Below are 17181 nucleotides of genomic sequence, written 5' to 3'. Positions count from 1 at the left end.
CTGTGCAGCGCAAGCTCTACCCGAACGTCGACTTCTACTCCGGCCTGATCTACGAGGCCTTCCAGTTCCCGCCGGAGATGTTCACCGTCCTGTTCGCGATCGGCCGCACCCCGGGCTGGCTGGCCCAGTGGTCGGAGCTCGTGCAGGACAAGGAGCAGAAGATCGCCCGCCCCAAGCAGATCTACACCGGCGACCGCACCCTCGACTTCACCCCGGCCGCCCAGCGTTGGGCCTGACCGGGTCGTCGACCTGAACCAGCACTCCTCCCCGAGCCCTGCCGCACACGCGGCGGGGCTCGGTGTCGTCTGGGACCTCGGCAACGTGCTGGTCGACTGGCAGCCCCTGCACGCGGTGGCCGCCGGCGTCGGTGAGGCCGAGGCCCGGCGGTTCCTGGCCGCCGACGACTTCGACTTCCGCGCCTGGAACCACGGCCCGGACTCCGGCCTGGGCTGGGAGGAGGCCGAGGCGGCGGTGCGGCGCGACCACCCGCACTGGCTCGAGCACGCGCTGGCCTACCGACGCCACTTCGGCCTCTCCCTCACCGGCGAGGTGCCCGGCACGGTTGACGTCGTCCGCCGCCTCCACGCCGCGGGCGTGCCGATGGTGGGGCTCACCAACTGGTCCGCCGAGCTGTACCCCCAGGCCCCGCCGCGGTTCCCGGTGCTGGGGCTGCTGCGCGACGTCGTCGTCTCGGGCGTGGAGGGCATCGCCAAGCCCGACCCCCGCATCTACCGGATCGCGGCCGAGCGGATCGGCCTGCCGATGGAGCGCCTGGTCTTCGTCGACGACCGTGCCGACAACGTCGAGGCGGCCGAGGCGCTCGGCATGCACGGCGCCGTGTTCACCGACGCCGATGCGCTGGTCGAGCGGCTGCGGACCCTCGGCCTCCCGGCCTGAGCACGCCCCCCGTGCCGAGCGATGTCGAGGTGCGCCTGGTCGAGCGCCCCGGCGCGGACCTCCGGACGCTCCGTGCGGCCGTGCACGCGGTCGCGGGCGAGCACCTCGGTGTGCTGGGCCGCCTGTGCCCGCACTGCGCCGCGACCACCCACGGTCGCCCGCGCGCACCGGGCGTGCACGTGAGCCTCGCCTACGCCCCCGGGCTGGCTGTGCTCGCCTCGTCGCCGACGACGCCGCTGGGCGTCGACGTCGAGCGCAGCGACGTCGCCCCTCCCCCACCCTTCACCCCGTCCTCCTGGACGGCGGTCGAGGCGGTGCTCAAGCTGACCGGCGAGGGCCTGCGCCGCGACCCCGCCACCGTGCGCCCGCACGACGAGGCGCGACTGCTGCCGCTCGACCTGCCGCCCGGGTTCACCGGCTGGCTGGCCCTCCCCCAACGGTGATCGGCCAGCACCAGCACCCCACCCACCGGTGACACCGCTACTCGATCACCGGTTGCTCACTCGGGGAAGGGGGGCAGCTCGGTCTCGTGGAGCCACGGGTGCAGCAGCTCCTCGACGTCGAGAGCAGTGCTCTGCGAGGCGTGGGCGAGGAACTGCTCGGTGGTCACGGAGCCGTCGCGGTGCTCGGCCACCCAGCTGCGGAGCAGGTCGAAGAACGGCTCGTCGCCGGCCTCGACGCGCAGCGTGTGCAGGGCGAGGGCGCCGCGCTTGTAGACGCGGTCGTCGAACATCAGCTCCGGGCCGGGGTCGGTGAGCAGGAGGTCCTGCGGCTTCTCCTCGAGCCCCTCCCACTTGCGTCGTGCGCGCTGCTCGGTGCTCGCCTGGCCGGACTCCTCCGACCACAGCCACTCGCTGTAGCAGGCGAACCCCTCGTGCAACCAGATGTCGCGCCAGTGCCGCAGCGTGACGGCGTTGCCGAACCACTGGTGCGCCAGCTCGTGGGCCACCAGCCGGGTGGCGTCCCAGTCACCGCGCACCAGGTTGCGGCCGAACGTGGAGAGCGACTGGGACTCCAGGGGGATCTCGAGGTCGTCGCCGGTCACCACCACGCCGTAGGCCGGGAAGGGGTAGGGGCCGAAGAGCCGCTCGAAGGTCTCGACCATCTCCACCTGGCGCCCGAACGCGGCCTCGTGCGCCTCGACGTCGAGGTCGTCGGGGGCGAAGACCCGGACGGGAACCCCGCTCCCGGTGCGCTGGGTGCCCCAGTTGCGGTAGCGCCCGACCTGCACCGTGGCCAGGTAGGTGGCCATCGGGGCCTCCTGCTCGAAGGCCCAGGTGACGGTGGAGCCGCTGCGGGTGCGTGAGGCGAGCACGCCGTTGGCGACCACGTGGTAGCCGGTGGGTGCGGTGACGGCGATCCGGTAGGAGGCCTTGTCGTCGGGCCGGTCGTTGCACGGGAACCAGGTCGGCGCGCCGTGCGGCTGGCCCGCCACGATGACGCCGTCCGTGAGCTCCTCCCAGCCGGCCTCGCCGAGGTGTCGCGCGGCCAGGGGTCGCGGTCTCCCGGAGTAGCGCACGGTGAGGGTGAGGGTGGTGCCGGCGTCCACCTCGTCGGCGAGGTCGAGCAGCAGCCGGTGCGAGCGGGTCGACCACCGCTTCAGGCCGGCGCCGTCGAGCCGCACCTTGGCCACCTCGAGCCGCGCCAGGTCGAGCACGAGCCGACGGGTGGGCTCCAGCACCTCCACCTGCAGCTCGGCCAGTCCGTCCAGACGGTTGCTCTCGACCGCGTAGCCCAGCGCCAGGTCGTAGTGGCGCACCGAGAAGCACGGGTCGCCGTGGCCCGGCAGGTAGCCGTCGGCGGTCGGCAGGCTCACCACGAGTCGTGCCAGGGGCCGATGGGGTTGCCGATCCAGACCGTCTTGTCGGGCACGGACTCGCCCCTCATCACCAACGACACCGGACCGACCGTAGCGTGACGCCCCACGCTGGCCGCGGGCAGGATCACCGAGTTGGGCCCCAGGGTGGCGCCGCGGCGCAGCCGCACGGTGTCGGTGGCCAGCAGCCGGTCGTGGAAGAGGTGCGTCTGCACCACGCTGCCCTGGTTGACGGTGACGCCGTCGCCGAGCTCCACCAGGTCGGCCTCGGGCAGCCAGTAGGTCTCGCACCACACGCCCCGTCCCACCTGGGAGCCCATCGAGCGGAACCACACCGAGAGCAGCGGGGTGCCCGTCGCCAGGCGGGCGAACCAGGGGGCGGCGAGCACCTCCACGAAGGTGTCGGCCAGCTCGTTGCGCCACACGAACGAGCTCCACAACGGGTGCGTGCCCCTGCGGATCCGCCCGACGAGCAGCCACTTGGCACCGCTCGCCACGGCGGCGGCCAGCACCCCGCCCGCCACCAGCAGCAGACCCAGCACGACGACGCCGAGCAGCACCCCGAGCACTCCACCGACTGCCTCGAGCACAGCCAGTGCCGTCACGGCCACGGCCAGGTGCAGCAGCACCGCGACCGCCACCGGTACCAGACGCGCGGCCTCCCACAGCGCCCGCGCGACCTTCAGCCGGCGCGGCGGGGCGTAGGTGCGCTCGTCGGAGGAGCTCTGCGCCGAGCGACGCAACGGTGCCGGCGGGCTGCCCAGCCACGACTCCCCCGCACGCGCCGACTTGCGGTTCGGCGCCGCGGAGAGCACCGCCACCAAGGCGCGCTTGGGCACCTTGCGGCCGGGCGCCGCCATCCCCGAGTTGCCCACGAAGGCGCGCTTGCCGATCTTGACCCGCTCCACGCGCAGCCAGCCGCCGCCGAGCTCGTAGCCGCCGATCAGGGTGTCGTCGGCCAGGAAGGCCCGGTCGTTGACCTGCGTCATCGAGGGCACCAGCAGCACCGTGGAGGCCTCGACGTCGCGGCCGATGCGCGCTCCGAGCAGACGCAGCCACACCGGCGTCAGCTGGCTGGAGTAGAGCGGGAACAGCCAGGTGCGGGCGTCGTCGAGCACCCGCATGGTGGCCCACACCGCGAGCGCCGGGCGGCTGCGCACCGGGTAGACGCCGGGGACGAGGCCGACGGCCGCCGACCGGACGACGGCGAGCACGAGCCCGGCCAGCACCACCAGTCCTAGCAGCACCGCCGGCAGCAGCCACGGTGCGAGCGCCGCGACGGCGCCCAGCGGGCTCGACCGCTCCAGGTCCACGAGCAGGAGCACCGGGACGGCAGCCGCCACAGCAGCCACGACCGGCAGCAGCGAGAGCAGCACGGCCACGACGCCGTAGGCGGCCACCCACCACCGGGAGGCGCTCGGCCGGTCCGACCAGGGGCCGCGGGCGTCGCCGGAGACCCGGGCGGCGGGGGCGCCCGACCAGAACTCGCCGTCCGGCACGTGGCCGAAGACGGCCGAGCCGGGTGCCACCTCGGCGTCGTCGCCCACGTGCGCGCCGGGGCAGAGCATGGAGCGCGCGCCCACGCGGCCGCGCTTGCCGACCCGGACCGTGCCCACGCGCAGCACGTCACCGTCGACCCAGTAGCCGGCGAGGTCGACCTCCGGCTCCACCGAGGCACCGGCGCCGAGGCGCAGCAGTCCCGTGACGGGCGGCAGGGAGTGCAGGTCGACGTGCGGCCCCACCTGGGCGCCCAGCAACCGGGCGTACCAGGTCATGAACGGCGCACCGGCCAGCGCGGTGGCCCCGACGGCGTCGACCACGCGCTCGGCCAGCCACAGCCGCAGGTGCACGCGGCCACCGCGGGGGTGCTCGCCGGGCACGACGCCGCGACGCACCACCCGCACGAGCCCTGCGGCCACCAGCATCCGACCCGGCGGGGCCACGAACAGCGCGACGGCCAGGAGCAGCGCCCACCACGGAGCGACGGGCACCCAGGAGAGGTCCACGAGCAGGCTCGCTGCGGCGGCGGCGAGCGCGGCCCAGGTGAGGTGCCGTGGCGCAGCGAGCAGGCGCAGCGCCACGAGCGCCGCCACCTGGCCCCGCTGGGTCTTGGCCGGCACCGCCACCACCGAGCGGTCGGTGGAGTTGTCGCCGGCGCCCTCGGCTCCGGCCAGCCTGTCGAGGTGGTCGGCGAGGGCGCCCAGGGTCGGGTGGTCGTACACGTCGCCCACCGCCACCTCGGGGTGCCCGCGGCGCAGGTGGCTGACCAGCTGGGCGGCGGTCAGGCTGCCGCCGCCGAGGTCGAAGAAGTTCTCCCTCCGCGTGGTCACCGTGGCGCCCAGGACGTCGCCCCACAGCCCGGCCAGCTCGAGGGCGGTGCCGGCGAGCCGAGCCGCGCCGTCGCTGCTCGGCTGCGGTTGAGGCGGGGGCGGCCAGGGCAGTGCGTCGCGGTCGACCTTCCCGGAGGTGCGGGTGGGCAGCTCGTCGACGACGACCAGGCGCGGCACCAGGGCCGCGGGCAGCTGCTCGCGCAGCGTGGCCACGGCGGAGGTGCCGTCGTAGCGCTCGTCGGCGGTCAGGTAGCCGACCAGCAGCTGGTTGCCGGTGCGCGTGGTGCGCACGGCCGCCGCCGCTCCGACGACGCCGGGCAGCGCGAGCAGCGCCGAGTCCACCTCACCGAGCTCGATGCGTCGTCCGCCGATCTTGACCTGGTCGTCGGCCCGGCCACCGAAGCGCAGGCCGGCGGGGTCGTGGACCACCAGGTCGCCGCTGCGGTAGGCCCGGTCCCACCCCAGGCTGGGCATCGGCGCGTACTTCTCGGCGTCCTTCGCGGGGTCGAGGTAGCGGGCCAGCCCGACGCCGCCGATGATCAGCTCGCCGGTCACGCCCTCGGGCACCGGCTGCCCCTCGGCGTCGACGACGGCGAGGTCCCACCCGTCCAGGGGCAGGCCGATGCGCACCGGCTCCTGCGCCGAGAGCAGTGCTCCACACGCCACGACCGTGGCTTCGGTGGGGCCGTAGGTGTTCCAGACCTCGCGGCCGGGGCGGTCCAGGCGCACCGCCAGCTCGGGTACCACCGCCTCGCCTCCCAGGATCAGCAGGCGCACCCGGCTCAGGGCCTCGTCCGGCCAGAGCGAGACCAGCGTCGGCACGGTGGAGACCACGGTGACCTCGTTGGCCGCCAACCAGCCGCCGACGTCGGCGCCGCTCTTGACCAGCGCCCGCGGTGCCGGCACCAGGCAGGCGCCGTGGCGCCAGGCCAGCCACATCTCCTCGCAGCTGGCGTCGAAGGCCACCGAGAGCCCGGCCATCACCCGGTCCTGCGGGCCGATCGGCTGCTCCTGCAGGAACATCCGCGCCTCGGCGTCGACGAACGCGGCGGCGCTGCGGTGGGTGACGGCGACGCCCTTGGGCTTGCCGGTGGAGCCGGAGGTGAAGATCACCCAGGCGTCGTCGTCGGTGCCGGGCTCGACCGGCTCCCGTGCGGGCGCGGGACGCCGCACCTCGAGTGCCAGGTCGGCCCCCAGCACCGCTGCCACCTCGGCCTCCCCGAACACCAGCCGCGCGCGGTCGTCGGGGTCGTCGGCGTCGACCGGCACGTAGGCGGCACCGGCGACCAGGGTGCCGAGGATCGCGATGTAGAGGTCGGTGGTGCCCGAGGGCAGCCGGACGCCGACCTTGTCACCGGGCCCGACCCCTGCCTCGGCCAGGTCGCGCGCGACGGCCAGTGCCGCCTCCGCCAGCTCCTCGTAGGTCAGCTGGTCGGCGCCGTTGTCGAGCGCGGTGGCGTCGGGGTGCGCCAGCACCGTGGCGCGGAAGACGTCGACGAGCGTGCGGGGCGGTGGTGCGAGGTGACCGCGACGGAGCGGATCGGTCACGTCGTGGGGCGCGGGGTCGGGGTGGTGCGGCGATGGTGCACCCGCAGAACCTGCCGGGGCCGGGTGAACGGGAGGTGACCTGTCCACGCCGCGGATCGGTGGGACGGCTCAGCGTCGCATCCGGGCCACCTCGTCCAGCAGGCGCGGCCAGGTCGTCGCCGGCGGCACCTCGTGACCCATCCGCTCGACGACGAGCAGCCGCGCGCCCGGCACCGCGGCTGCCAGGGCCTCCCCGTGCGGCAGCGGGAACAGCGGGTCGGCCCCGCCGTGGACGACGAGCGTCGGCACCCGCAGCCGGCGGACGTCGAGCGGCTCGTGCCGGTCGTCGCCACCACCGTCGTCACCGTCGTCACCCAGCACGAGCCAGTGGTTGTCGGCGGCGGCGGGGTCGTGGCTGCGCGCCACCACGTCGCGGGCCGTGCCGCGCGTCGCGTGCTCGTCGAAGTCCGGGCCGGAGAAGGCACGCTCGGCGGCCACCATCGCCTCCACCAGCGCGGCCGGGTCGCTCGGGTCGGGAGGCGGGGGCGGGGACTCGAACCAGCTCGCGAGCTCGGGCAACGGACCGGGGAGCTCCTGCTCGACGCCACCCACAGCAGTGGTCGCGACGAGCACCAGCCCGGCCACCAGCTCGGGTCGCCGCAGCGCGACCTCCTGGGCGATCCCGCCACCCATCGAGAGCCCCACGAGGAGCACCCGCCCGCCCGCCTCCGCCGCGAGCAGCTCGGTGAGCACGACGGCGTCCTCGGTCAGCGCACGGCCCGGATAGCCCGGCTCACCGGCCGGCCAGGTCGTCGAGCGACCGGTGTCGCGGTGGTCGTAGCGCACCACGTGCCACCCGGCCCCGGCGAGCAGCCGACACAGGTCGGCGGGCCAGCCGTCCATCGAGGTGGCGGCGCCGTGCAGCAGCAGGAGTGGTGGCGCCTGCGGATCCCCGAAGGACTCGGCGCACAGCTCCACCCCGGCCACGTCCATCATCCGCTCCCGGCCCCGCAGATCCGTCGTCATGACCGGGTGGACCTGCTCGGCCCCGCGGACTCATCGCTCACCGGCAGTTGGTTAACCTCGCCAGCACGTGGCCGGGGTGCCCCGCATCGGGCGGGGCTGAGAGCACACCCGCCGAACCTGATCCGGTTAGCACCGGTGGAGGGAGCCCGAGATGACCGACGCGCCCGCGCCCCAGCCCGCACAGCTGGAGAGCGTGCACCGGAGCCTGCGCGAGCAGGCGCCCCTGGTGCACGCCCCAGCCCGCACAGCTGGAGAGCGTGCACCGGAGCCTGCGCGAGCAGGCGCCCCTGGTGCAGTGCCTGACCAACTACGTCTCCATGGACCTGGTGGCCAACCTGCTCAACGCCGCCGGGGCCTCGCCGGCGATGGTGCACGACGACCACGAGGCCGGCGAGATGGCCTCGCTCGCCTCCGCGGTCGTCGTCAACATCGGCACGCCCAGCCCCCCGTGGGTCTCGGGCATGCACGCCGCCGCCTCGGTGGCGCGTGAGCGTGGCATCCCGTGGGTGCTCGACCCCGTGGCGGTGGGCGCCACCGCCTACCGCCGCGAGACGGTGACGGCGCTGCTGGCGCACCGGCCCTCGGTGGTGCGCGGCAACGCCAGCGAGGTGCTGGCGATGGCCTCGGCCACCGCGGCGGGCCGCGGCGTCGACAGCACCCACGAGTCCGACCAGGTCGTGGCGCCGGCACAGGAGCTGGCCACGCGGCTGGCGTGCGTGGTGGTGGTGAGCGGCGGCACCGACGTGGTGACCGACGGCGACCGCACCCTGCTGATCACCGGTGGCGACGCGCGGATGCCGCTGGTCTCGGCGCTGGGCTGCTCGGCCTCGGCCCTGGTGGCGGCCTGCTGCGCCGTCACTCCCGACCCGCTGGTGGGGGCCGCCACCGCGATGGCCCTGCTCGCCGTCGCCGGTGAGCGCGCCGGGCGCACTGCCGCGGGTCCGGGCACCCTCCGACCCCACCTGCTCGACCAGCTGCACCTGCTGGAGCCCGGGGCGCTGGCCGGCGTGACGCTGCGATGAGCCGGCGCCTGGACCTCGCCGTGTACCTGGTCACGACGCCGCGGCCGGACCTGGAGACCGTGGTGGAGCAGGCCCTGCGGGGCGGCGTCGGCGTCGTGCAGCTGCGCGACAAGCGGGCCTCCACCGCGCAGCTGCGCTCCCAGGTGGCGCGGCTGCGGCCGCTGTGCGAGGCCCACGGGGCCACCCTGCTGGTCGACGACGACCTCGCCGCCGCCGGGCTGGCCCACGGCGTGCACGTCGGACCCGACGACGTGCACCCCGTCGATGCCCGCCTCGCGCTCGGCCCCGACGCCGTCGTCGGCTGGTCGCTCACCGACCTGGCGCAGCTCGACGACGAGGCAGCCCTAACCGCCTGCGACTACCTGGCGGTGAGCCCGGTGTGGCCGACCCCCACCAAGCCCGAGGCCGACGCCCCGTGGGGCCTCGAGGGCGTGCGCGCCGTGGTCGCGCGGGTGGCCGGGCGACTCCCGGTCGTGGCGATCGGCGGCATCGACGCCCAGAACGCCGGAGCGGTGGCGGGCGCCGGCGCGGACGGCGTCTGCGTGGTCAGCGCGATCTGCGCCAGCCAGGACCCCCGCGCCGCGGCCGCGGCCCTGCGCGTGGCGGTGAACCCGTGAGCGTGCGCGAGACGGTGGTGCTGACCGTGGCCGGCAGCGACCCCTCCGGCGGTGCCGGGGTGCAGGCCGACCTCAAGACCGCCACGGCACTCGGCGTCTACGGCGCCAGCGTGCTGACGGGCCTCACCGCCCAGAACACCCGCAGGGTGCAGGAGGTCCACCCGCTCCCGGCGGCGTTCGTCAGTGCGCAGCTGGCGTCGGTGGTCGGCGACCTCGACGTGCGCGCCGTCAAGACCGGCATGCTCGGTGACGCCGCGGTGGTCGCGGCCGTCGCCGCCGGGCTGCCCCCGTCGTCGCCGCTGGTCGTCGACCCGGTCGTGGTGGCCACCTCGGGCGACCGGCTCGTGCCGCAGGACGCCGTCGCCGCGATCCGCGCCCTGCTGGTGCCGCGCGCCGCGGTGGTGACCCCCAACGCCCCCGAGGCGCGGCTGCTCACCGGCGCTGCCGACCTGGTCGAGGCGGGACGCCGCCTGGTGGGGCTGGGAGCGCGCCACGCCCTGGTCAAGGGCGGCCACGTGGAGGGTGGCACCGTGACGGACCTCCTGGTCTCGGCCGAGGGTGTCGTCGAGCTGAGTGCGCCGCGCGTCGACACCCCGCACACCCACGGCACCGGGTGCACCCTCTCAGCGGCGATCGCCGCCCGCCTGGCCCTCGGCGACGACGTGTCGACGGCCGTCGACGCCGCTCGCGAGTACCTGCGCGGAGCACTGCTCTCGGGAGCCGGGCGGCAGGTCGGCGCCGGGCACGGGCCCGTGGACCACCTGTGGCGGCTGCGATGACGTTCTCCACCGGGGCCTGGCAGGCCGTCGCTGCCCGTTACGACCAGATCCTCGCCCACCCCTTCGTCGTCGCGCTCGGTGACGGGTCGCTGCCGCACGAGGTCTTCGTGCGCTACCTCGTCGACGACGCGCACTACCTGCTGGGCTACGCACGGGTGCTCGCCCTCCTGGCCTCCCGGATGACGGACGCCGACGCCGTCGCCGATCTGGCGGGTGCGAGCGTGGGGGCCGTGGTGGCCGAGCGCGCGTTGCACCGCGGCTTCCTGGCGCCGCTCGGGATCGACCCCGACGCCCCGGGCACTCCCGGTCCCACCGTGACCTGCCGCGCCTACACCGGCTTCCTGGCCGAGCAGGCCGCCACCGCACCGGCCGAGGTGGGCCTGGCAGCGGTGCTGCCGTGCTTCCGCGTCTACGCGGAGGTGGGTCGCCACCTGGAGGCAGCGCGCGGTGGCCGCGCACACCCCTACGCCGACTGGATCGAGACCTACGCCGACCCGGAGTTCGACGCCGCCGTGGCACGCGCCGAGCAGCTCACCGACCGACTCGCCGCCACCTCGCCCCACACCGCGGCCATGCTGGACGCCTACCGCACCGCCACCGAGCTGGAGTGGCGATTCTGGGACGAGGCCTGGCGGGGTCCGGATCGCTCAGGCGGGAGTCCGGGCTGACGGCTCGACGTCGCCCGCGAGGGCGTGCACGGCACCACGGACGACGACCCGCACCCGGTCACCCGGTCGCACGCGCGCCCCGGGCACGGCGGCGCGCACGGTCGCGCCGTCGGGCAGCCGCAGCACCAGGCGCGTGCTCGCACCCAGGAACTCCGCCTGCTGCACCACCGCGTCGGTGCCGGCCTCGCCCAGCTCGACCTGCTCGGGACGCAGCAGCACCCGCACCCGGCCGCCGACACCTGCTCTCGCGAGGACGAGGTCACCGAGAGCGGTGCTCACCGTGTCACCGCGCGCCGTGACGCTGCCGGGCAACCACGAGGCCTCACCCAGCAGCGCAGCCACCGCAGGATCGACCGGCTCGTCGTAGACCTCGTGCGGCGACCCCTCCTGCACCACCCGACCCGAGTCCAGGCAGGCGACCCGGTCGGCCATCGACAGCGCCTCCTCATGGTCGTGGGTCACCAGGAGCGCAGCGGCGCCTTCGCTGCGCAGCACGTCGCGCACCGCTCCACGCAACGTGCTGCGCGTGGCCTGGTCGAGGGAGGCGAACGGCTCGTCCAGCAGCACCAGCGCCGGTCGGGGGGCGAGGGCCCGGGCGAGCGCCACACGCTGCTGCTGCCCGCCGGAGAGCTCCCGCGGGTAGCGGTCGGGCAGGTCGGGCAGCCCCACCAGCTCGAGCAGGTGCCGCACCCGCGCCTCGCGGTCGGCGCGCGGCAGCCGGGTCGCGCCGGTCAGCCCGAACTCCACGTTGCCCGCCACGGTCAGGTGGGGGAACAGCGCGCCCTCCTGCGGCACGATCCCCACGCGCCGTCGCTCGGTGGGCACGAAGGTCGAGCCACCGGCCACCTCGAGCCCGCCGATCAGCACGCGGCCGGCCTGTGGCCGCTCGAACCCGGCGAGCAGCCGCAGCAGCGTGGTCTTGCCGCAGCCGCTGCGCCCCACGACGGCGAGCAGTCCGCCCTCGTTGAGGCTCAGGTCGAGCCCGTCGAGCACCGGGGTCCTGCCGTAGCCGAACCCGAGCCCGCGGACCTCGACGGCCGACCCGCGCGCCGACGCCGTCACGACCGGTCCCAGGCGCTGGTGCGCGTGAGCAGGAACGCGGGCACGCTGGCCACGAGCACCAGCGCCAGCGCGTACGGCGCCGCGGCACCCTGGGCGGCACTCGAGGTGCGGCTCCACATCTCCGTCGCGAGCGTGTCGAGCCCGCTCGGGCGCAGCAGCAGCGTGGCCGGCAGCTCCTTCATCGCCGTCACGACGACCAGCAGGAACCCCGCGGTGACCCCCGGGAGCGCCAGGCGCGCCGTCACCAGACCGGCGCGGTGGCGGTTGCGACCGAGGGTCCCGGCCACCTGCGCGAGCACCGGCGGCACCGCGGCCACCGAGGTGCGCACCGCACCCACGGCCTTGGGCAGGAAGAGCACGACGTAGGCGAAGGCCAGCACCGTCACGCTCTGGTAGAGCCCCGGCACGACGCGCAGCGAGAGGTAGACGAGGGAGAGACCCACCACGATGCCGGGCAGTGCGTGGCCCGCGAACGAGGCGGACTCCAAGCCCGCCACCAGACGTCCGCGGTGCCGCGCGGCCAGCGTGCCCACGAAGCCGGCCAGGACGAGCGCCACCGCGCCACCGGCCAGGGAGACGGTGGCGGTGGCCACGAGGGCGTCGGTGAGCTCGCTCCAGTCCAACGTGCGCCGGGTGCCCAACGCCAACCGGCGGAACAGGCCGATGACCGGCCACACCGCGCCCACCACCACGGGCAGTGCGACCAGCACCGTCGCGGGCACGGCCCACCACCCCAGCCGCACCGCGCGCAGCGGCCGCGGCGCACCCGCGCCCGTGGACCACCGCTGGGCGTTGCCGCGGGCGCGGCGCTCGAGCAGCACCATCAGCACCGCCATCGCCACCAGCACGAGCGCGAGCAGGGCGGCACGCTCACGGCCCAGGAACGAGCCGTACTGGCGCTGGATGGCGAACGGCAGCACCTCGTGACGCATCAGGGCGGGTGTCCCGAAGTCGGCCAGCGCGTAGAGCCCCGCCAGCAGCGCCCCCGCTGCGGCGGCCGGCAGCACCTGCGGCACCAGGCCGCGTCGCCAGGCGGCCAGCGGGCCGCAGCCGGCCGCGCGGGCGACCTCGACCAGCGCGAGGTCGGCACCGCGCAGCGCCGCCGCGGTGGGCAGCACCACGTAGGGCAGGCACGCCGCGCTGAGCACGGCCCACGTGGGCCAGAAGCCCTGGAGGGTCGGCACGGTGCTCAGCCACGAGAACGCCGCCACGTAGGAGGGCACGGCCAGCGGCAGCGCCGAGACGACGAGCCACCACCGCCGCCCCGGCAGCCGAGTGGCGGTCAGCAGCCAGGCGATGACGGTGCCGGCCACCAGGCAGGTCGTCGTCACGGCCAGCACCAGCACCGCACTGGCGAGGGTCCAGGACCACAGCCGCTCGCGCAGCAGCGTGTCGACCGCTCCGTCGGCGCCGAGCTGCGCCGATCGCACCAGCAGGTAGACCAGCGGGCTCAGCGCGCAGAGCGCCGCGGCCACCGCTCCCGCGAGGAGCAGCGGCGGGGGCCGGCGCCCGGCGCTCAGCTGAGCCCGGCCTCGTCGATCAGCGCGATGCTGGTCTCGAGGTCGGCCAGCTCGGCGAGGTCCTCGATCGGCCCCTGCAGGTCGGTGAGCGCCGGCAGCCCCGCGGGCGCCTCGATGCCCTCGACCAGCGGGTACTCGTAGGTGGAGTCCACGAAGTACTGCTGCCCCTCCTCGGAGACCAGGTAGGAGACGAGCTCCTCGGCGTCGGGGTGCTCGGAGAGGACGGCGGCGCCCGTCACGTTGACGAGGGCACCGGGGTCGCCGGCCTCGGGGAAGACCAGCTCGGTGGCGACGTTCTCCTCGCCCACCTCGCCGGCCAGCTGGTAGGCGTAGTAGTGGTTGATCAGACCCAGGTCGACCACCCCGTTCTCCAGGGCCTCCAACACGTCGGAGTTGCCCTCGAAGGTCTGCGGATCGTTGGCGGCCAGCGCCTCCAGCCACGCGCCCGCGGCGTCGTCGCCCTCGGCGGCGCGGAAGCCGGTGACGAACGCCTGGAACGAGGCGTTGGTGGGGGCCACGCCCACGCGCCCGCGCCACTGCTCGTCGGTGACCTCGGCGACGGTCGTGGGGACCTCCGCCTCCTCGACCGCCTCCGGGTTGTAGGCGATGACCCGGGCGCGGCCGGTGACGCCGACCCAGCTGCCGTCGGTGGAGGTGAAGTCGGGCAGGACGGCGTCGGTGATCTCCGCGGGCAGGTCGCGGGCCATCCCGGCCGCCGAGAGCGCACCGAGGGCACCGGCGTCCTGCGAGAGGAACACGTCCGCAGGGGTCTGCTCGCCCTCCTCCAGCAGCAGCGCCAGGTGGTCGGTCGTACCGGCGTAGCGCGCGTCGACCTCGATGCCGGTCTCCTCGCCGAACTGCTCGAGCAGCGGCCCGACCAGCTCCTCGTCGCGGCCCACGTAGACCACCAGCGGGTCGCCGGACCCGGCGGAGTCACCCTCCTCGGCGCTCTCCGAGCCACCGCAGGCCGTGAGCGCTCCGAGGGCGACCAGACCGCTGACGGCGGCGCCGACGCGGGGACGGGAGGGCAGGGCTCGGGACAGTCGCATGGGGGTCTCTCTTCCGGGGGGCACGCAGGTGAGGGAAGGCTAGCCTCATCGTTGGGCCCACGGGACCCGCGTCCGTGTGACGTGCCTCGCGCCGCAGGCCCCCACCCGGAACTCTTCTGGCTTCCTGACCTGGGTCTCAGCCTGGTCACAGGCTCGCTCGGCACGCTCGAGGCATGAGCCAGTACCCGACCTTCCCGCCCCCCTCCGAGCCGCCCACGCGTCGCGAGGACACCCAGCCGCTGCCGGCTGACGGGTCACCCCGGCACCACGACGGCGACCGGGACACCCGTCGCGACAACCCCTTCGAGACCGCGTACGCCGCCACGGGCGCGGGCCAGGCTCCCCCGCCGTACGGTGCGGCGCCGCAGCGCCCGGTGCCGCCGGCGCGCGGGCGCCGTCGCTTCGCCGCCACCGTCGTCGCGGCGTCGCTGCTGGTGGGCGGTGGCGCCGGCATCGGTGGCGCGGCCGCCTACTCGGCGCTGGCCGGGGAGGACGGCGGTGCGGGTGCGACGACGGTGCGGACCTCACAGGTCGTCGACACCCCCGACACCCCCGCCGCGGACGGCTCCGTGGAGTCGGTGGCCCAGAGCGTGCTGCCCTCCACCGTCGAGCTCGACGTGACGGGCGCCGGCGAGTCCGGCTCCGGCTCGGGGGCGATCCTCAGCTCCGACGGGCTGATCCTCACCAACGAGCACGTCGCCGGGCTGGCCGGCGAGGGCGGCTCCATCACCGTCCGCTTCGCCGACGGCTCCAAGGCCCCGGGCGAGATCGTGGGCCTCGACCCGCTCACCGACACCGCGCTCGTGCAGGCGCAGGACGTCTCGGGCCTCACGCCGATCACCATCGGCACCTCCGGCGACCTGCAGGTCGGCGAGCCCGTGGTCGCCATCGGTTCCCCGTTCGGCCTCGAGTCGACCGTCACCACCGGCATCGTCAGCGCCCTCGACCGCCCGGTCGAGGTCGGCACGGACGCCGCGGGCAACAGCACCACCTACCCGGCCATCCAGACCGACGCGGCGATCAACCCCGGCAACAGCGGCGGCCCGCTCGTGGACATGAACGGCCACCTCGTGGGGATCAACTCCTCGATCCGCAGCACCGGGAGCAGCATGGGAGGGGAGGCGGGCTCCATCGGCCTGGGCTTCGCCATCCCGGTCGACGACGTGCTGCCGATCATCGACCAGATGCAGAACGGCGAGACCCCGACGCACGCCCAGCTCGGCATCACGGTCGGCGACGTCGCGCAGACCGGCGTCTCGAGCGCGACGGTGACCGAGGGGGCCGAGATCCAGGAGATCAACGACGGCTCCGCTGCCGGCGATGCCGGACTCGAGCCCGGCGACGTCATCACCGCCATCGACGACGCCGCCGTGGACTCCTCCAGCTCGCTGGTGGCCACCATCCGCTCCTACCGCCCGGGCGACAAGGTGGAGGTGACCTACGAGCGCGACGGCGAGGAGGCCACCACCACGCTCACGCTCGGCTCGGACGCCGAGCAGGGCTGAGGCTGGCCGAGGCTGGCTGAGGCTGGCCGAGGCTGGCTGAGGCTGGCTGGGACACACCAGACGCTCCCGGACGCCACATCCGGGAGGGCCCCGGTCGCGGAGCACCACCGCGACCACGGGATGAGGCGGGGTGCGGGTGACGGCGGGTCAGGGAAGGCCCGTCACCCGCACCCCGTCGCCGCGTCCGGGGTGGGTGGGGCGACTACTCCCGGCTCGCACCTCACCAACACCTCCAGTCACACCGGCCACACGACGCCGCGCGGCCCGGAGGACGTCCCTTCTGGCAGCTAGCGGCCCTCCAGCCACACCAGGGAGTCGTCGTCGACCAGGGCGGTCACGCGCTCGAGCTGGTCGTCGCTGAGCAGCCAGGCCAGCGACCCGATCGTCTCCAGGTCGGCGTCGTCGCGCCGGCCGACCAGCTGCGCGCCGACCGCGGCGACCGTGGCGTCGTCGACGGCCTCGAGCAGCGGCTCGCACCGCGAGGGCCCCAGGACGACGACGAGGTCGGCGAGCTCGGACGGCGTCAGGGCCGCGGCGATCTCGCGCACCCGCGCGACCGGCAGGTGCTCGACGACGTGCTCGACGTCGTCGGTCCACTCCAGCAGCGGCAGCACGGTGAGCAGGTCCCGGGGGCTGGCCACCGCCAGGGCGGCCTCCAGGGCGGGGCGCTCGACGCTCGTGACGAACTCCGCCATCAGGGCGTGCTCGCCGCGCGCGAACAGCTCACCGGCCACCTCGCCGATCCGCTGAGGCGGGATCGCGCGCACGACCGGGCGAGAGCGGACGGGGTCGAGCGCGACGGCCAGGTCCGCCAGGTACGGCACCGAGACGCGGCCGACGAGGTCGCGGGCGCGCTCGGGCTCGAGCAGCTCGGCCACCCGGGCGGCCACCAGCGGCGGCAGGAACCGCTCCGCCAGGCGGCCCGCGAGCGGGGCAGGGATGCTGCGCGAGAGCCCGGCGACCTTGGCCATCCGCTTCTCCCCACCGGCGAAGACCGCGCGGGCGACCTGGTCGTGCAGCACCTTCAGCTCGTCCTCGGGCACGTCGCGCAGGTAGTCGAGATCGGTGCTCTCGACGCCGAGCAGCCGCGCGATGCGCCGGGTCTGCAGGCTCTGCTCGCTCATCCGATCGCTCATCCGATCGCCTTGCGCACCAGACCCCTGACAGGCAGCGGCACTCCCTTGAGCGCGGAGGCCACCGCCTCCTCGCCCAGGCGGCGCTGGCGCGCGCGGCCGGCTCGCACCTGCGTGGCCAACCGCTCCCGCAGCTGCGGCGGCAGCGCCTGCACGGCCGGCGGGGGCGTGTCGCGCAGGGCTGCGGTCAGGGGGTCCGGGTCGGCTGCGGCGTCGTCCACGTGGGTCAG

Annotated in this window: 16 protein-coding genes and 1 riboswitch; of the genes, 8 read left to right on the top strand and 8 right to left on the bottom strand. The window is 75.1% G+C overall.

Translation table 11 applies throughout. The features are described 5' to 3' along the window. From ABD948_RS04975 to ABD948_RS04965, 3 genes are all read left to right on the top strand, one after another. Window positions 1–236 (top strand): citrate/2-methylcitrate synthase (locus ABD948_RS04975; protein ID WP_345263247.1); only part of this gene is annotated, 236 nt, incomplete at its 5' end. Window positions 237–249: 13 nt separating this feature from the next. Then, the gene (locus ABD948_RS04970) at window positions 250–897 is read left to right on the top strand and encodes an HAD family hydrolase (RefSeq protein ID WP_345264463.1); all 648 of its coding nucleotides are present in this window, start codon (window positions 250–252) and stop codon (window positions 895–897) included. An 11-nt stretch (window positions 898–908) separates the two neighbouring features. Next, window positions 909–1340 (top strand): 4'-phosphopantetheinyl transferase family protein, encoded by a 432-nt coding sequence (locus ABD948_RS04965; protein WP_345263245.1) that lies wholly within the window; start codon window positions 909–911, stop codon window positions 1338–1340. Between the two features lie 56 nt (window positions 1341–1396). Here ABD948_RS04965 and ABD948_RS04960 read toward each other — a convergent pair whose 3' ends face one another. The 3 genes from ABD948_RS04960 to ABD948_RS04950 form a co-directional block, all read right to left on the bottom strand. Further along, a complete protein-coding gene (locus ABD948_RS04960) occupies window positions 1397–2713 on the bottom strand; it encodes a M1 family metallopeptidase (protein WP_345263243.1) in 1317 nt (438 codons plus the stop codon). After that, window positions 2710–6591: a Pls/PosA family non-ribosomal peptide synthetase gene (locus tag ABD948_RS04955; RefSeq protein ID WP_345263241.1), complete on the bottom strand. Its 3882-nt coding sequence runs from the start codon at window positions 6589–6591 to the stop codon at window positions 2710–2712. The genes ABD948_RS04960 and ABD948_RS04955 overlap by 4 nt, the downstream gene beginning before the upstream one ends. Before the next feature lie 108 nt (window positions 6592–6699). Continuing rightward, window positions 6700–7596: an alpha/beta fold hydrolase gene (locus ABD948_RS04950; protein WP_345263239.1), complete on the bottom strand. Its 897-nt coding sequence runs from the start codon at window positions 7594–7596 to the stop codon at window positions 6700–6702. A gap of 62 nt (window positions 7597–7658) precedes the next feature. Next, window positions 7659–7757: riboswitch (TPP riboswitch) on the top strand. 96 nt (window positions 7758–7853) lie between these two features. Here ABD948_RS04950 and thiM point away from each other — a divergent pair. Genes thiM through ABD948_RS04930 form a run of 4 tightly spaced genes read left to right on the top strand, consistent with a single transcriptional unit; the run spans window position 7854 to window position 10682 of the window. Then, complete coding sequence (thiM, locus tag ABD948_RS04945) at window positions 7854–8618, top strand: hydroxyethylthiazole kinase (RefSeq protein WP_345263237.1); 765 nt, start codon at window positions 7854–7856, stop codon at window positions 8616–8618. Beyond that, window positions 8615–9235, top strand: a complete 621-nt coding sequence (gene thiE / locus ABD948_RS04940) for a thiamine phosphate synthase (RefSeq protein ID WP_345263235.1) — start codon at window positions 8615–8617, stop codon at window positions 9233–9235. The genes thiM and thiE overlap by 4 nt, the downstream gene beginning before the upstream one ends. After that, a complete protein-coding gene (gene thiD, locus ABD948_RS04935; RefSeq protein WP_345263233.1) occupies window positions 9232–10014 on the top strand; it encodes a bifunctional hydroxymethylpyrimidine kinase/phosphomethylpyrimidine kinase in 783 nt (260 codons plus the stop codon). The genes thiE and thiD overlap by 4 nt, the downstream gene beginning before the upstream one ends. Then, window positions 10011–10682 carry a TenA family protein gene (locus ABD948_RS04930; protein ID WP_345263231.1) on the top strand — a complete coding sequence of 224 codons (672 nt, stop codon included), beginning with the start codon at window positions 10011–10013 and terminating at the stop codon, window positions 10680–10682. Before thiD ends, ABD948_RS04930 begins: the two co-directional genes overlap by 4 nt. On the opposite strand, the gene ABD948_RS04925 is transcribed toward ABD948_RS04930, so the two are convergent. From ABD948_RS04925 to ABD948_RS04915, 3 genes are read right to left on the bottom strand one after another with little or no spacing between them, the layout of a single operon-like run. Continuing rightward, window positions 10662–11744, bottom strand: coding sequence for an ABC transporter ATP-binding protein (locus ABD948_RS04925; protein WP_345263229.1), 1083 nt, complete (start codon window positions 11742–11744; stop codon window positions 10662–10664). The genes ABD948_RS04930 and ABD948_RS04925 overlap by 21 nt on opposite strands. Next, window positions 11741–13219: an ABC transporter permease gene (locus ABD948_RS04920; protein WP_345263227.1), complete on the bottom strand. Its 1479-nt coding sequence runs from the start codon at window positions 13217–13219 to the stop codon at window positions 11741–11743. The genes ABD948_RS04925 and ABD948_RS04920 overlap by 4 nt, the downstream gene beginning before the upstream one ends. Window positions 13220–13260: 41 nt before the next feature. After that, window positions 13261–14313, bottom strand: a complete 1053-nt coding sequence (locus ABD948_RS04915; protein ID WP_345263225.1) for an extracellular solute-binding protein — start codon at window positions 14311–14313, stop codon at window positions 13261–13263. A 173-nt stretch (window positions 14314–14486) separates the two neighbouring features. Between ABD948_RS04915 and ABD948_RS04910 the strand changes: the two genes are divergently transcribed. Then, entirely contained in the window at window positions 14487–15818 is a 1332-nt protein-coding gene (locus ABD948_RS04910) for a S1C family serine protease (RefSeq protein ID WP_345263223.1), read from the top strand. A gap of 287 nt (window positions 15819–16105) precedes the next feature. Here ABD948_RS04910 and ABD948_RS04905 read toward each other — a convergent pair whose 3' ends face one another. Together ABD948_RS04905 and ABD948_RS04900 are read right to left on the bottom strand one after the other, a co-directional pair. Next, window positions 16106–16942: a hypothetical protein gene (locus ABD948_RS04905; protein WP_345263221.1), complete on the bottom strand. Its 837-nt coding sequence runs from the start codon at window positions 16940–16942 to the stop codon at window positions 16106–16108. Between the two features lie 8 nt (window positions 16943–16950). Continuing rightward, window positions 16951–17172: a hypothetical protein gene (locus ABD948_RS04900; RefSeq protein WP_345263219.1), complete on the bottom strand. Its 222-nt coding sequence runs from the start codon at window positions 17170–17172 to the stop codon at window positions 16951–16953. Between the last annotated feature and the right edge of the window lie 9 nt (window positions 17173–17181).

Source organism: Nocardioides nanhaiensis, assembly GCF_039542785.1.
GTDB classification, from domain to species: domain Bacteria; phylum Actinomycetota; class Actinomycetes; order Propionibacteriales; family Nocardioidaceae; genus Nocardioides; species Nocardioides nanhaiensis.
Note: the sequence above shows the minus strand (reverse complement) of the source record. Positions and strands in the feature narration are given on the sequence as shown.